This window comes from Amycolatopsis sp. NPDC000009 (genome assembly GCF_055563465.1).
The window spans coordinates 305,243-318,954 of record NZ_JBVHDI010000007.1 but is presented as its reverse complement, the minus strand read 5'-3'; the positions used below and the strand labels follow the sequence as shown (position 1 = coordinate 318,954).

Below are 13,712 nucleotides of genomic sequence, written 5' to 3'. Positions count from 1 at the left end.
GGAGCAGATTACTTGGCCGCCACCGCCACGACCTGGGCGGACCCACGTCGCAGCTCCCGCACCGCCAGGCCTGTGATGGCGATCGCAGCCGTGAGGACGTAGACGTTCCCGAGCAGCGACCAACCCGGTCCCCAGCCGAACTCGGTCTCCCCGCCGTTGGGCACGAACATGATCAAGCCGCTCGCGAACAGCACCGCGACGCCCGCGGCCGGAACCCACGATCGGCGGACCACGAGCAGGACGAGCAGCGGCACCGTCCACACCCAGTGGTGTGACCAGGACACCGGCGAGAGCAGCAGCCCGTAGAACGCGGTCACCAGCAACGCGCCGACCGGGTCGCCGCGGCGGTGCAGGCGCACGACCAGCCAGACGGCGGGTACGGCCAGGACGGCGGCGATCGCGATGGCCACCGCCAGTGACCACGACGCGAGTTCCGAAGCGCGGTTCACCAGGCCGTTGAGTGACTGGTTGAAGATCCAGTGCACGGAGCCGACCCGGCTGGGGTCGGTCGCGGATTCGGTCCAGAACCGGACGGCGTCACCGGGGATCACCGCGAACATCACGGCTTCGAGCGCGACGAAGGTGCCGAGCGCCCGCAGCGCGTCCCGCCAGCGGCCGGTGAACAGCAGATGCGGCACGAAGATCAGCGGCGTCAGCTTGATCGCCGCCGAGATCCCGATCAGCACCCCGGCCCAGCGCGAACCGCGTGCCGAAAGCACCAGGACATCGAGGACGATCAGCGCCATCAGGACGAGGTTGATCTGCCCGAGGAAGATCGTCTTCCAGACCGGCTCCAGCGCCAGTGCGCCCGCCGTGGCCAGCGGGAGCACCCACCACCGGGTGATGGGGGCGCCGCAGGCACGGGCGACCACGGAGATCACCACGCTGAGGCAGACCAGCGACAGAGCGCCGACGACACCCCAGGTAAGCCCGGCGGGGACGATCGCGAGCGGCAGGAACAGCGGTGCCGCGGCCGGGGTGTAGGTGAACGGCAGCAGCACCCACAACGGCAGGGTCGTCAGCGCCTCGCGGGTGTAGAGCGGTTCACCCTTCAGCAGCGTGAGCGCGCCGGCCCGGTAGACGGCGCTGTCCGCGCCGAGGTGCCATTCACCGAGCCACGCGACGACGCCCAGCGTGAGCATCGCCAGTGCGAGCGCACCCGCCAGCGTGATCCCGACCAGCCGGGGCTCAGCCGCCGGACGCGACTTCAGCATGCTTTTCGGTATCCCCGGAGCCGTGCTTCCGGCGCAGGTACCACCAGCGTCCGGCGAGGGCCATCGCCAGCACCAGCGGCATGAAGATGTACGCGCTGCCGAGGATGTTCTGCCACACCTTCCAGTGGAGCTCGACGTTGCGGCCGTTCGGCAGGATCAGCAGGACACAGCTGATGAAGACGAAGAACACGGCGAAGGTGCCGAGCCAGCGTTTCCACGCGGTGGCGGGCGTGGTCTTCGGCAGCCGCGAGACCAGCAGGACGACCAGCGGCGCCACCCACACCCAGTGATGCGTCCAGGAGATCGGCGAGATCAGCAGGATCCAGAACGCCGTGACCAGCATCGCGGCGAGCGCCTGCCCCTTGCGGTGGAAACGCAGCACCAGCCAGATCGCCGGGATGGCGAGCAGCGCGCCGATCCCCATCGCCGCTTTCGACGCCCAGGGCGCGAGCTCGGTGAAGCGGTTCATCAGCGCGTTCAGCGACTGGTTGCCAGCCCAGTGCACCGGGCCGATACGGCCGGTGTCGGGCAGCGTGTAGGTCCAGTACCGGGCCGCGTCGTGCGGGATGATCAGGAACATCAGGCCCTGCATCACGACGAAGGTGACGAGCCCGCGCACGGCGTCCATCCGGCGGCCGGTGATGAACAGATGCCCCAGGAACACGATCGGGGTGAGCTTGACCGCGGCCGCGACGCCGACGAGCACGCCGCCCCAGCGGCTGCCCCTGGCCCCGATGACCAGGATGTCGAGCATCACCAGCGCCATCAGGATGATGTTGATCTGACCGAGGAAGATCGTGCGCCACACCGGCTCGAGGCCGAGGAAGACCAGGAAGAACGCGATCGTCGACCGGGCGGGCGAGGCCCACCAGCGGGGGCCGTCGGCCGAGGGCTTCGGCAGCGCGCCGATGGCGATCCGGACGCACAGCGCCAGCGCGAGCAGCGAGACCGCGGTCAGGAGCCCCCAGGCGACCTGCGTCGGGACGATCGCGAGCGGGATGAACAGCAGCGCGGCGGTCGGCGGGTAGGTGAACGGCAGCAGCGCCCACCACGGTTCCACCGGAAGTGTGTTCGCGTCGTACAGCGAGTCGCCGTTGAGCAGTGTCTCGGCACCGGCGCGGTAGACCGCGCTGTCCACTCCCAGCACCCACTCGTGCTGCCAGCCCCAAATCCCGAAACCGATCGCGACCAGCGGGATCACCGACAGGATCAGGATCGATCTCGGCCGGACGGACAAGCGGGCGAGCGACTTCCGCAGCGACAGGCGATGCTGCGGGCGGCTCGCCGAAACGTCGCCGTTGGCGTCGGCGGGAACAGTCCGGGTCACGCGAACAGGAAATCATGAACCGGGTCGTCCCTGGTCGACAGGGTCGGCCGTGACCTGGAGAACGTCTTACGCTACCTCCGCGTCAGGAGCGCGCGAGGGTGCCGAGGAGGTCGCACGCGAGGTCGTAGGTCGCCGGGAGCCGGACCGCCGAAATCTGCGGGCGGCCGGTGTCCCGCAACTGGGCGTCCACGGAGAGCCGCTCGTTGAGCGCCCTGCGCAGCGCGACGCCGGACGAAGCGAGCCGCACGTCCTTCGGCACGAGGGCGCCCGCGACGGACGGCCCGATCGAGGCGACGCTCTCCCCACCGTCGAACACCTGCTTGAGCGCGTCCGCGACCAGGATCATCCCGGTCAGCCGGGGCCAGCCCGCGACGGAGCTGAAGTCCATCGAGACCACGAGCAGCGTGTGCGCCTCCGCGACCGGCCGCTCGTCACGGCGGGCCTGGCGGTACAGCTCACTCAGCCGGGTCCTCAGGTAAGCGGCGGTGGGCAACCCGGTCAGGGGTTCGGTGACCTCGGTGTTCACCAGCTGATCGGTCGCGACGTCCGCCCAGGCGAGCGCCGTCACCCTCAGCAACCGGGACGGGGTGGAATCGACATCCGGCGCGAGGAAGCCGTCGACCGCGTCCGGGTCGGCGAGCACGGCGTGCAACGCCGCGAGGTCCGCGAGCGTTTCGGCGAGCCCCGCGCCCGCCGCGGCCCGTGCCCTGCCCAGACCCGCGAGGGCGGTCTCCGCCACTTCGGCGGGCGCGACCCGGCCGTTCTTGATCACCGCAGCGCAGACGGCGTCGACCTCGGGAAGACCCCAGTCACTCGGGAAACGCCAGCCCGCGGCCAGGCTGGCCGTCCGCCAGCGGGCCCGCAGTGCGCGGAGCGTGCGATCTCGTTCGAACCGGTTCCAGGCGGCTTGCCCATCGGATCCCCCGGACGGCGCACCGGTGGCCGGTACGTCCACTGCCCACCGCCCCTTTCCGTTCCGATCTTGTCGATCTTGCGATCGCTTCACGGTGGGGACGCCCGTCCACGCCGCGCGTGACGGCGTTTTTCAAGGATCTTTCCGAACTCTCCATCCATGCCCCCGCCACCGCCCTCAACGGACGCGCTGCGCGCGCGGCTCGAAATCCGACCCGTCCTGGGTGATGGCGTTGCGCCCTACGGGTCATCGAAGGGACCGCGAGGTGACGTGCGTCGCCCTGTCCGTCACACTGAGCGTGTTCGGGCGTTTAAGACAGTAGAACCCGCCGGACCAGCAGATGAAGGAGCCCCGTGTCCACCGTTCCCGCCGATCTCTCCGGTAAGAGTGACGCCGAGCTGATCGCCGAGGTTCGTGACGGGAAGATCGCGTCTTACGGAACCCTCTACGAGCGCCACGCCGGCGCGGCGCACAACCTCGCCCGCCAGCTGGCCCGCTCGAGTTCCGAGGCCGACGACCTCGTTTCGGAAGCCTTCGCGAAGGTGCTGGACACGCTGCGCGGCGGCAAAGGCCCCGACGCCGCGTTTCGCGCGTACCTGCTGACCGCGCTCCGGCACACCGCCTACGACAAGACGCGCAAGGACAAACGCGTCGACCTGAACGAGGACATGTCCGACGTCGGCGGTGCCGTCGGCGAGGCGCTGACCGTCCCCTTCTCCGACACCGCCGTCGCCGGGCTCGAGCGCACGCTCGCCGCGAAGGCGTTCACCCGGCTGCCCGAGCGGTGGCAGGCGGTGCTGTGGCACACCGAGATCGAGGGTCAGACGCCCGCCGAAGTCGCTCCGCTGCTAGGCCTGACCGCGAACGGTGTCTCCGCGCTCGCCTACCGCGCCCGTGAAGGGCTGCGGCAGGCGTATCTGCAGGTCCACCTGGCCGAGAACTCCGCCGAAAGGTGCCGCGCGAGCGCCGAAAAGCTCGGCGCCTGGACCCGGGACGGGTTGTCCAAACGCGAACGGACCCAGGTGGAGAACCACCTGGACGAATGCGAGAAATGCCGCGCGCTGGCCGCGGAACTGGCCGACGTCAACACCGGTCTGCGCGGGATCATCGCGCCGATCGTGCTCGGTGGCGCGGCTCTCGGTTACCTGGCGACGACCGGGGCGGGCAAGGCGGGCGCGGTCACCGCGGCCGCGACGGCCGCCGCGGCGGGTTCGACTTCGGGCGGCGCCGCCGGCGCGGCCGCGGCCGGACCGCGTCAATTCGCCGGAGTGGCCGGATCGAGCGCGGCCATCGTCGCCGCCGTCGCGGTGGCGCTCGCCGCCGGTGGCGGCACGCAGGAGATCCCGGCCGCGGCGGCGGTCGCGCCGCCCGCCGCGGCGCCCGCTCCCCCACCGGCCGCCCCGCCCCCGGCGCCTCCGGCCGGCCCGCCGGCGCAGCAGCCCGTGCCGCCCGCTCAGCAGGTACCGCCTCCGGCCCAGGCCCCGGCGCCCGCCCCGGCTCCCACACCCGCGCCTTCGCCGACGAGCCCGGCGTCTCCTTCCATAACGGCGTCGACCCCGCCCGACGGCGTCCAGCTGAAGCCCGGCGAACCGGCAAACCTGCCGATCACCGTGCGCAACGACGGTGGATCGAAGTCCGAGCCCGTGGCGGTTTCCCTGACTCTGCCGGAGGGTGTGCGGGCCATTCCCGCCGGCGGTGGCGGCGCGGTGGGCACCACCGGCTTCCGGCAGCAGGCACCCGCCACGATCGCGGTGAGCTGCCCCGGCGGCACGGGCACGGTGACCTGCCGGACCGGTACCGGCCTCGAGCCAGGCCAGTCCGCGGTGCTGACGTTCCGGCTGCTCGCCGACGAAACGGCCAGGGACGGCAGCACCGTGACCGGGTCGGTGACGGCGGGCGCGCAGCTCAACGTCCGGGTCGAGGTGCGGGTCAAGGTGCCGGCACGACCGAAACCCCCGGAGCCGCGGGACGACCTCACCCTGACGGCCAAGAGCGACGACCTGTCGGCGTTCCCGTGGAATCGCAATCCGCTGGTGATGATCCGCGTGAAGAACACGGGCGAGACGACGAAGCCGGTGACGATCACTCTCGATCATCGCGTGCTCAGCTCGTGGAGCGTGTCCGGCATCCGATGCGCTCCGACCGGCGAAGGCGCGTCGTGCACTTCGCGCGGCTCGCTGACTCCGGGGCGTCAGGCGAGCCTGTGGGTGCGGTTGAAGGGCCGCCCGCCGGAGAACGTCCCGGTGACGGTGAACGCCACCCTCGGCACCGCGAAGGCTGATCCCGCCCAGGTCTACTTCGACTGCTGGCGCCACTGGTGTGACGACAACGCGCTGCTCCCGTCGACCACTGTGCCTTCACTGCCTTCGGTCACTTCGAAGCCTTCGGGCGCTCCGGACACGACAAAGCCAGGGCGGCCAGGGTGGCCCGTTCCGACGAAGAAGCCCTTGACGTCCGTGACGCCTTCGGAGCCTGCGCAGCGGGAGCCGTCCCAGCCGGCGGAGACGACCACCACCACGAGCGCGCCGCCGCAGCCCGGCAAGTCCAAGCCGACCACGCGGCCCAACGGAGTGGTCGACCGCGTTTTCCAGTAGCGTCGCCCGCATGCGGGGGAAGCATCGCGAACTGCTGCGGTTCGTACTGGTCGGCGGCGCGAGCTTCGTCATCACGATGACGATCACCTACGGGCTCAAGTTCACCGTGCTGACCGACAAACCGGTCACCGCGCTGATCATCGGCGTGCTGGTGGCGACCGTTTTCTCGTACGTCGCGAACCGTGAGTGGTCCTTTCGCAGCCGCGGCGGGCGTGAGCGGGCCCACGAAGCGGCGCTCTTCTTCCTGCTCAGCGCGATCGCGCTCGGCCTCAACGCGCTTCCGCAGCTGGTTTCGCGGTACGTGTTCAAGCTGGAGCAGCCCTACGTCGGGCTGCTGACCCAGGAGGTCGCCGACTTCGTCAGCGGCGTGATCGTCGGCACCCTGCTCGGCACGGCTTTCCGCTGGTGGTCGTTCAAGAAGTGGGTCTTCCCGGAGGCCGGCGCCCGGCCGCGGCTGCTGCGGGGCGGCGGCGAGCGGGACATTTCCGGCATTCCCGACGATCCCGCCGCCTGACCTGCCAAGTGGTAGCAAAGGTCCCTTGCTCCCCCGGGCGGGGTGGCGTGTCGCGAAAGCCACTTTCGCGACGTTGAAGGTTGCGAAAGTGGCTTTCGCAACGCCACCGGAGGCGGGGCGATCAGCCGGGATCCCCGAACCGCCCAAAGCGCCGGATATCGCGCTGTCCATCCCCTGCCGACCCGTTCGGCGGGCATCGCGAATTAGACTGATCTGGTGACCGTGGTCGAATCCGTCCTCTCCAGGACGCCCGAGCCGCTCCGATCCGTGCTGATCAAGCACCGTGAGCTGTTGAAGTTCGCGATCGTGGGCGGCACGACGTTCCTGGTCGACAACGGCGTCTGGTACCTGCTGAAACTCAGCGTGCTGGAGTCGAAGCCGACCACGGCGAAGGCCATCGCGATCATCGTCGCGACGATCGTGTCCTACATCCTCAACCGCGAGTGGTCCTTCCGGACCCGCGGCGGCCGCGAACGGCATCACGAAGCGGCGCTCTTCTTCGTGATCAGCGGAATCGCCGTGGTGGTCAACCTGATCCCGCTCTACACGTCGCGCTACATCTTCGACCTCGAAGTGCCGCACGTGACGCGGTTCGTCCAGGAGCTGGCGGACTTCACCAGCGGGTCGATCGTCGGCATGCTGCTGGCGATGTTCTTCCGCTTCTGGGGTTTCAAGAAGTGGGTCTTCCCCGATGAGCTGGGCAAACGCCGCCGGGACAGCGACGAGCCCGACGACGACGTCGTTCCTCTCCGTTAAATACTTGTCACAAGACATGTGATTGTCTAGAGTCATCCATGTTGATGTTCCTTCACTGATGACGCCGGCCGGGTTCGTACGGCCGAGCGGGACGAATTCGAGGTGATCGCCAAGCGCGAAGAGGACCGCATCCGGTTCGGATGACGGTTGAGCCTTTTCCCGTCTTGGCGGGGATCCGGGGCCGCTTTCGAGCGCTGCTCCGCGTCCCTCGCGTTCCCTCGTTTCTTCCAGTGAATGGATCTCTCCTTGAGCACCGCTCTCGGCGCGCCTCCGCGCGCCCGAAACACCCTTGCCCTCGTCGGGCTCTTCGCCGCCGTGTTCCTGGCGATGCTCGACGCCCAGGTCGTCGCGACCGCGCTGCCGCGCATGGTCGGCGAACTCGGCGGCGCCGCGTCGTTCGCCTGGGTCACCACCGCCTACCTGCTCGCGGGCAGCGTCAGCGCGCCCGTCTACGGAAAACTCGGCGACCTCTTCGGCCGCAAACGCGTCGTGCTCGCCGCGATCGCGCTGTTCGTCCTCGGCTCCCTCGCCTGCGCGCTCGCGCCGACGATGCCGCTGCTGATCGCCGCCCGCGTGCTGCAGGGCATCGGCTCCGGCGGCCTGTTCGTCGCCGTCGCCGCGATCATCGGCGAACTGTTCCCGGGACGCGAAGGCGCCCGCTACTTCGCCTGGTTCTCGATCTGCTTCGCCGGGTCCTCGCTCGCGGGTCCTGTCGTCGGCGGTGTCCTGACCGATCTCGCGGGCTGGCGGTCGATCTTCGGTCTCAACGTGCCGATCGGGCTGGCCGCGTTCGGCGTCGTCGCGCGCTACCTGCGCCTCGAACGACGCCGGACGACCGCACCGTTCGATCTCGCGGGGATCGTCGTCCTCGCCGGAGCGATCGTCGGACTGACCCTGGCGACGCCGCTGTCGGCCTCGATCGGCGCGGCACTGCTCGCCGCCTTCGTGCTCATCGAACGCCGGGTGGCCGAACCGGTGATCCCGCTCCGGCTCTTCCGCTCCCGGATGTTCGGCCTCAGCGTGCTGGCCAGTGCCGCCGCCGGGTTCGTCTTCCTGGGTTCGGTCAACTATCTGGCGCTCTTCCTGCAGACCGCGGGCGGCGCCGGACCTTCGGAAGCCGGGCTTCTGCTGCTGCCCATGACGCTCACGGTCGCCGCGTCGTCGATGGTCGCGGGCCGCGTCATCGCCAAGACCGGCGCCTACCGCTGGGCGCCGATCCTCAGCATGACCCTCGGCCTCGCCGCCGCGCTCGCCATGTCCACAATGGACGAAACGACGCCGTTGCCGCTCGTCGTCGCCTACCTCGTCGTGTTCGGCGCGGCGGCGGGGCTCAACATGCAGGTGCTCTCCATGGCGGCGCAGCAGAACGTCGCCAGGACCGATCTCGGCGCCGTATCGGCGACCGTCGGTTTCCTGCGTTCCCTCGGCACCACGGCCGGGCTGACCGTTTTCGGCGCGGTGTTCACCGGTTCGTTCGAGACCGGCAGCCCGGCCGGGTACGCCTCCGCGCTCGATGGCGTGTTCTGGGTGATGGTCCCCGCCTTGGCCGTCGGCCTCGCCGCTTCCCTCTTCCTGCCGCGCGTTTCCTTGCGGCGCAACCACTAAGGAGTCCTTCGATGATCCTCGTTCTCGGTTCCACCGGCAAAATCGGCCGCGAGCTCGTCCCCGCGCTGCTGGACAGGGGCGCTCGCGTGCGTGCCCTGACGCGCGACCCCGCGCGCGCCCGGATCGATCCGCGCGCCGAGGTCGCCGCCGGTGATCTCGACGCCTTCGACCCCGCGCTGCTCGACGGCGTCGATCGCGTGTTCGTGCTGACCTCCGGCCACGGCTCGGATCCGCTCGCCCAAGAGCGAGCCGTGCTCAAGGCCGCCGCCGACGTCTCGCACGTCGTCAAGCTCTCCACGACTGGCGTCCACTTCGGACAGACCGACCCCATCTCCCTCGTACACGCCGATGCCGAACGGGCCGTTCGCGAAGCCGGGCCGGACTGGACGATCCTGCGTCCCGGCACGTTCATGGACAACCGGTTCGCGTGGCTGCACGCCGTGCGCGGTGACGGCGTCGTCCGCGTGCCCGAAGGCGACCCGGCGTCCGCGCTGGTGCACGTCCGCGACATCGCCGAAGTCGCGGCGACCGTGCTGACCACCGACGGGCACGCCGGAAAGACGTACCCGATCACCGGCGGCGAAGCGCTCACGACGCGGCGGCAGGTCGAGATCCTCGGTGACGCGCTCGGGCGACCGCTGACGTACGTCGAAGAGCCCGAAGCCGCTTCGCGGGCCAGGATGCTCGGGTACGGCTGGCCCGCTTCGGCGGTCGACGGGATCTTCGAGCTCAAACGGCAGTCCGCCGGGAAGGAGGAGATCGTGTTCGACACCGTCCGCGAGCTGCTCGGGCGAGCGCCGCTGACGTTCGCGGACTGGGCTCGGGAGCACGCCGCCGCCTTCGCCTGACCTGCGGAAAGGGAGCAAGGGACCTTTGCTACCGCCTGGCTCCCGCAGGTCCGTGAAGGCCTCCTTACCTACCTTCAGGGTAGGCAAGGAGGCCTTCACGGACTTGAGACCCGAACTTGGGCCGAAAGGGTCAATGGGTTGGGCGAGCCACCGCGATACGCGATAATCATCAGGCGTTCAATTTCCGCCGGTCCGCTGTCCGGACCACGCGTTGTCCGCCGAGCGGCCCTCTCGCTAACGTGCCGCGTCGGGGAGACAGGGGGAACTGCATGAACGAACGCCTTCGCGTGCTCGTGGTCGACGACCATCCGCTGTTCCGGTTCGGGGTCTGCACACTGCTCGCCAACGAACCGCTGGTCGACGTGGTCGGCGAAGCCGCGAGCGGCGCGCACGCGATCAGCGCGGCGAACGCCCTCCAACCCGACGTCGTGGTCATGGACCTGCATCTGCCCGACATCAGCGGCGCCGAAGCGACCCGGCACATCGTCGCCGAACGGCCGGACATCGGCGTGCTCATGCTGACGATGGCGGACGAAAGTGAATCCGTCTTCTCGGCGATGCGGGCCGGAGCCCGCGGATATCTGCTGAAGGACGCGGAGCCCGACGAAATCATCCGCGCCGTTCACGCCGTCGCGAGGCGCGAAGCGATCTTCGGGCCTGACATCGCGACGCGCGTTCTCGGCTTCTTCAACCGCGCGCAGCCGAGCACGGACACGGTGTTCCCGGAGCTCACCGTCCGCGAACGAGAGGTCCTCTCGCTCATCGCGGGCGGGCACAGCAACACCGCCATCGCCAGCACTCTCTGTCTCAGCCCGAAAACCGTGCGGAACCATATTTCGAACGTCTTCAGCAAGCTCCACGTCGCGGATCGCGCCGAAGCGATCGTCCGTGCCCGCGAAGCAGGGTTGGGCCGGTGAAAAAGCGACCCCGATAGGGGCGGCTTTTCGGGCAATTCCGGGACCGGAGTCCCATGCGCTCGGGACACCCCACCCGGCAGGGTGAGTAGCGCGAGGGGTGGGACCCTCGCACCGTTCGAGGGGAATGGGAATCACATGTTCGAACCGGACAGGACACCGGTGGTCGTCCGCGCCACCGATCCGATTTTGCACAACGGCGTCTGCATGACGCTCCGCTCCCGTGACGACGTCTGGCTGGTGGACAGGGAGACCGCCGACCCGACCATGGTGGCCCTCCTGGTCACCGACCGCCTCGACGAGGCCATGACGCAGCTGCTGTCCGCACTGCACCACCAAGGATTCACCCGCATCGTGCTCATCGCGGGTGAAGTCGACGACAACGAGATCCTCAGCGCCATCGAGCACGGCGTCTGCGCGGTCGCCCGCCGATCCGAGGCGGGCGCCGACGTCCTGGTCCGGCTGATCAAGGCGGCCGCGGCCGGGGAAGGCGCGCTGCCGCCCGACCTGCTCGGCAGGCTGCTGCACCGGGTTTCGCGGCTGCAACGCCAGGTGCTGCAGCCGCGCGGTCTGCACTTCGGTGGCATGAGCAGCCGGGAGACCGAGGTGCTCAAACTGGTCGCGTCGGGGTTCTCGACGCAGGAGATCGCCGACCAGCTCTGCTATTCGCAGCGCACGGTGAAGAGCATCCTGCACGACGTGACCAATCGGTTCCAGCTCCGGAACCGCTCGCACGCGGTGGCTTACGCACTGCGCGAGGGATTGATCTGACCCCGTGATCAGCCAGGTCGACGAGGCGCTGTGCCTGCTCATCGCGCCCCATCTGCCGGAGGGGACGGTGGTCCGGCTGGATCCGCCGAAACCCGCCTGGCAGACCGAGACGCGGGTGTCGAGCGTCGATCTGTTCCTCTTCGCCCTGCACGGCGCCGGCCCGGGAACCGGCGCCGTGCGGGCGCAGCGGTGTGCACTGTCCTATTTGGTCACGGCACAGGCGGACAAGGTCCGCGACGAGCACACCCTGCTCGACCGCTCGTTGCGGATCCTGCTCGGGACGGAGTTCCTCATGGTCGGCGGGCAGCCGTCGCGGATCGCCCTCGGGCGAACCGATCCGACCGGATTGTGGGCGGGCCTCGGCCTGCCCGCCCGCGCGGCGTTCGTCGTCACGGTCAAGGCGGAGTACCGAGACTGAGCACCGAGGACCGCCGCAGGACCACCCCGCCGATGGACGACAGCTGCCCGCCGAAGAGCTCACTCCATTCGGCGGCGCTCCCGGGCGGGCCGCATTCACCGGCCCGTCTCGACCACTGCGCGCGGACTTCGAGGCGGTAGCCGAGGATGCCGGTCAGGGTCAGCCCGTTCCGGCTGGCGCCGACCCCGCAGACGCCCCGGTGGAGCCGGACGTCCGGCGGCCGGAACTCGACGCTCCGCTGGGCGAACCGGTGTCCCGCGGCCCCGGTCACGGTCGCGACCTGGGTGTCGATCCCGCTGACGAACAACCCTTTCGACAGCAGATCCAAGGCTTCGGCCTCCATCCGCTCCACCACGCCGGGCGGACGTCGGCACGCGTACAGCGCGCCGTCGAAGGACAACCCGACGGTGACCGTCACCTTGCCGATCTCCAGGGTCGCCGCGGCCACCGGATTCACCGGCGGGTGGTACCGGAACGCCGTCGCACGCACCCCCCGACGGTAGGTCGGCGCGCGGCCCGTGGCCTTGCCCGATCGGGAGATCCTTGGGGAGGTCTTAGCGCGGGACCCGCTCGGCGGGCCAGCGCACCTCGGCCACGTCGCCCGGCCGGGGCACCTTCAGGAAGAGGCTGAACACCGCGGGCTGCTTGCTCGACAGCTCCAGCCGACCGCCGTCGGCCTCGATGAGCGCGCGGGCGAGCGCGAGCCCGACACCGGTCGACCCGCCGCCGGAGAAACCGCGTTCGAAGATATGCGGCGCGAGTTCGTCGGGCACCCCCGATCCGGTGTCGGCGACCTCGACGACGACGGTGCCTTCCGTGTCGCCGCGCCGCGCGGCGAGCGTCACCGTTCCCGCGCCGTGGCGCAGCGCGTTGTCGAGCAGGACGCCGACGACCTCGCGCAACCGGCCCGGCGTCGCCCTCGCCCTCAGCCCGTCGGTGACGCGGATCCGCAGATGCCTTCCTTCGGCGCGAAGCAGCTGTCGCCACTCTTCGGAGACTTCGGGAAGCACTTCCTGCAAGTTCACGGGTTCGGCGCCGACCTCGCGCGCCGCACGCGCGGCGGCCAGCAGTTCGTCGAGGGCCTCGGCGAGCCGGTCGGCCTGTTCCTGCGCGGCCTTCGCCTCGTCGACCACGTCCTGGTCGGAGTGGATGGTGAGCGGTTCGAGCCGCAGCTGCAACGCGGTCAGCCGGCTCCGCAGCTGGTGGGAGACGTCGCCGACGAGCTGTCTTTCGCGCTGGACGAGCTGGGCGAGCGCCGAACCGGACGCGTCGAGCGCCTCGGCGACCATGTCGAGTTCACCGACGCCGTAGCGTTTGGGATCCGGCCGGAAATCGCCGCCGCCGAGTTTGACCGCGCGATCCGCGACGTGTCTCAGCGGTTTCGCGAGCCTTCGCGCGGTCACCGTCGCGACCACCGTGCCGGTGCCCACCGACAGCACGACCAGCAGCACCACCAGCAGGGTGACCTGGGTCTGACGCGTGCGCATCGGCCCTGCGGGCACGGCCAGCTCGACCTCGCCGTGCAACGCGATCGGCGCCTTCTCGGACACCACGTCGGAGCCCGGGTCGGAGCCGTACCGCTTCTCGATCTGCCCCTGGGCGCGGACGGTCAGCAACCCGCCCTGTGGGACACCCACGCGGACCAGGTCGAGGTTGATCGGCTGGCCGACGGCGATCTCGTTGTCCAGCGTCGCCGCGATCCCGCGTGCCGAAGAGGCGAGATTCTCGCGGTTGAGGTTCTCGACCAGCTGCCACGCGGTGATCCCCAGCGGGATGCCCAGCACCGCCGCGGTGACCGCGACGGCGAGCAGGATCGCCAGGAGGATGCGTCGGCGCAT

General features: G+C 69.9%; 13 protein-coding genes. 8 read left to right on the top strand and 5 right to left on the bottom strand.

The window, feature by feature from the left end; translation table 11 throughout:
- Positions 1-8 precede the first annotated feature (8 nt).
- From ACZ3HL_RS21815 to ACZ3HL_RS21805, 3 genes are all read right to left on the bottom strand, one after another.
- Complete coding sequence (locus ACZ3HL_RS21815) at positions 9-1,214, bottom strand: glycosyltransferase 87 family protein (RefSeq protein ID WP_465533116.1); 1,206 nt, start codon at positions 1,212-1,214, stop codon at positions 9-11.
- Positions 1,189-2,541, bottom strand: a complete 1,353-nt coding sequence (locus tag ACZ3HL_RS21810) for a glycosyltransferase 87 family protein (RefSeq protein ID WP_465533114.1) — start codon at positions 2,539-2,541, stop codon at positions 1,189-1,191. The genes ACZ3HL_RS21815 and ACZ3HL_RS21810 overlap by 26 nt, the downstream gene beginning before the upstream one ends.
- Before the next feature lie 82 nt (positions 2,542-2,623).
- On the bottom strand, positions 2,624-3,496 hold the full coding sequence (locus tag ACZ3HL_RS21805; RefSeq protein ID WP_007031897.1) for a nucleotidyl cyclase domain-containing protein: 873 nt from the start codon (positions 3,494-3,496) through the stop codon (positions 2,624-2,626).
- A 311-nt stretch (positions 3,497-3,807) separates the two neighbouring features.
- Between ACZ3HL_RS21805 and ACZ3HL_RS21800 the strand changes: the two genes are divergently transcribed.
- The 8 genes from ACZ3HL_RS21800 to ACZ3HL_RS21765 all read left to right on the top strand — a co-directional run bounded on the left by ACZ3HL_RS21800 (position 3,808) and on the right by ACZ3HL_RS21765 (position 11,874).
- On the top strand, positions 3,808-6,048 hold the full coding sequence (locus ACZ3HL_RS21800) for a sigma-70 family RNA polymerase sigma factor (RefSeq protein ID WP_465533112.1): 2,241 nt from the start codon (positions 3,808-3,810) through the stop codon (positions 6,046-6,048).
- Positions 6,049-6,058: 10 nt separating this feature from the next.
- Positions 6,059-6,562 carry a GtrA family protein gene (locus ACZ3HL_RS21795; protein WP_465533110.1) on the top strand — a complete coding sequence of 168 codons (504 nt, stop codon included), beginning with the start codon at positions 6,059-6,061 and terminating at the stop codon, positions 6,560-6,562.
- 216 nt (positions 6,563-6,778) lie between these two features.
- Positions 6,779-7,318, top strand: coding sequence for a GtrA family protein (locus tag ACZ3HL_RS21790; protein WP_465417138.1), 540 nt, complete (start codon positions 6,779-6,781; stop codon positions 7,316-7,318).
- 246 nt (positions 7,319-7,564) lie between these two features.
- Positions 7,565-8,923 carry an MDR family MFS transporter gene (locus ACZ3HL_RS21785; RefSeq protein WP_465533108.1) on the top strand — a complete coding sequence of 453 codons (1,359 nt, stop codon included), beginning with the start codon at positions 7,565-7,567 and terminating at the stop codon, positions 8,921-8,923.
- Between the two features lie 11 nt (positions 8,924-8,934).
- Positions 8,935-9,771 carry an NAD(P)H-binding protein gene (locus tag ACZ3HL_RS21780; RefSeq protein WP_465533106.1) on the top strand — a complete coding sequence of 279 codons (837 nt, stop codon included), beginning with the start codon at positions 8,935-8,937 and terminating at the stop codon, positions 9,769-9,771.
- 269 nt (positions 9,772-10,040) lie between these two features.
- Positions 10,041-10,688, top strand: coding sequence for a response regulator (locus ACZ3HL_RS21775; RefSeq protein ID WP_465533104.1), 648 nt, complete (start codon positions 10,041-10,043; stop codon positions 10,686-10,688).
- 135 nt (positions 10,689-10,823) lie between these two features.
- Positions 10,824-11,456, top strand: a complete 633-nt coding sequence (locus ACZ3HL_RS21770; protein ID WP_465533102.1) for a helix-turn-helix transcriptional regulator — start codon at positions 10,824-10,826, stop codon at positions 11,454-11,456.
- Positions 11,457-11,460: 4 nt separating this feature from the next.
- Positions 11,461-11,874 (top strand): hypothetical protein, encoded by a 414-nt coding sequence (locus ACZ3HL_RS21765; RefSeq protein WP_465533100.1) that lies wholly within the window; start codon positions 11,461-11,463, stop codon positions 11,872-11,874.
- On the opposite strand, the gene ACZ3HL_RS21760 is transcribed toward ACZ3HL_RS21765, so the two are convergent.
- Both ACZ3HL_RS21760 and ACZ3HL_RS21755 read right to left on the bottom strand, forming a co-directional pair.
- Positions 11,852-12,364 carry a hypothetical protein gene (locus tag ACZ3HL_RS21760; protein ID WP_465417154.1) on the bottom strand — a complete coding sequence of 171 codons (513 nt, stop codon included), beginning with the start codon at positions 12,362-12,364 and terminating at the stop codon, positions 11,852-11,854. The two genes, ACZ3HL_RS21765 and ACZ3HL_RS21760, sit on opposite strands and share 23 nt — an antisense overlap.
- Before the next feature lie 64 nt (positions 12,365-12,428).
- Positions 12,429-13,712, bottom strand: a complete 1,284-nt coding sequence (locus tag ACZ3HL_RS21755; RefSeq protein ID WP_126735183.1) for an ATP-binding protein — start codon at positions 13,710-13,712, stop codon at positions 12,429-12,431.

Bases quoted from the DNA above. Each gene is read 5' to 3' on its own strand.
- ACZ3HL_RS21795 (WP_465533110.1), top strand. From the start codon at position 6,059: ATGCGGGGGAAGCATCGCGAACTGCTGCGGTTCGTACTGGTCGGCGGC.
- ACZ3HL_RS21815 (WP_465533116.1), bottom strand. From the start codon at position 1,214: ATGCTGAAGTCGCGTCCGGCGGCTGAGCCCCGGCTGGTCGGGATCACG.
- ACZ3HL_RS21775 (WP_465533104.1), top strand. From the start codon at position 10,041: ATGAACGAACGCCTTCGCGTGCTCGTGGTCGACGACCATCCGCTGTTC.
- ACZ3HL_RS21770 (WP_465533102.1), top strand. From the start codon at position 10,824: ATGTTCGAACCGGACAGGACACCGGTGGTCGTCCGCGCCACCGATCCG.
- ACZ3HL_RS21755 (WP_126735183.1), bottom strand. From the start codon at position 13,712: ATGCGCCGACGCATCCTCCTGGCGATCCTGCTCGCCGTCGCGGTCACC.
- ACZ3HL_RS21780 (WP_465533106.1), top strand. From the start codon at position 8,935: ATGATCCTCGTTCTCGGTTCCACCGGCAAAATCGGCCGCGAGCTCGTC.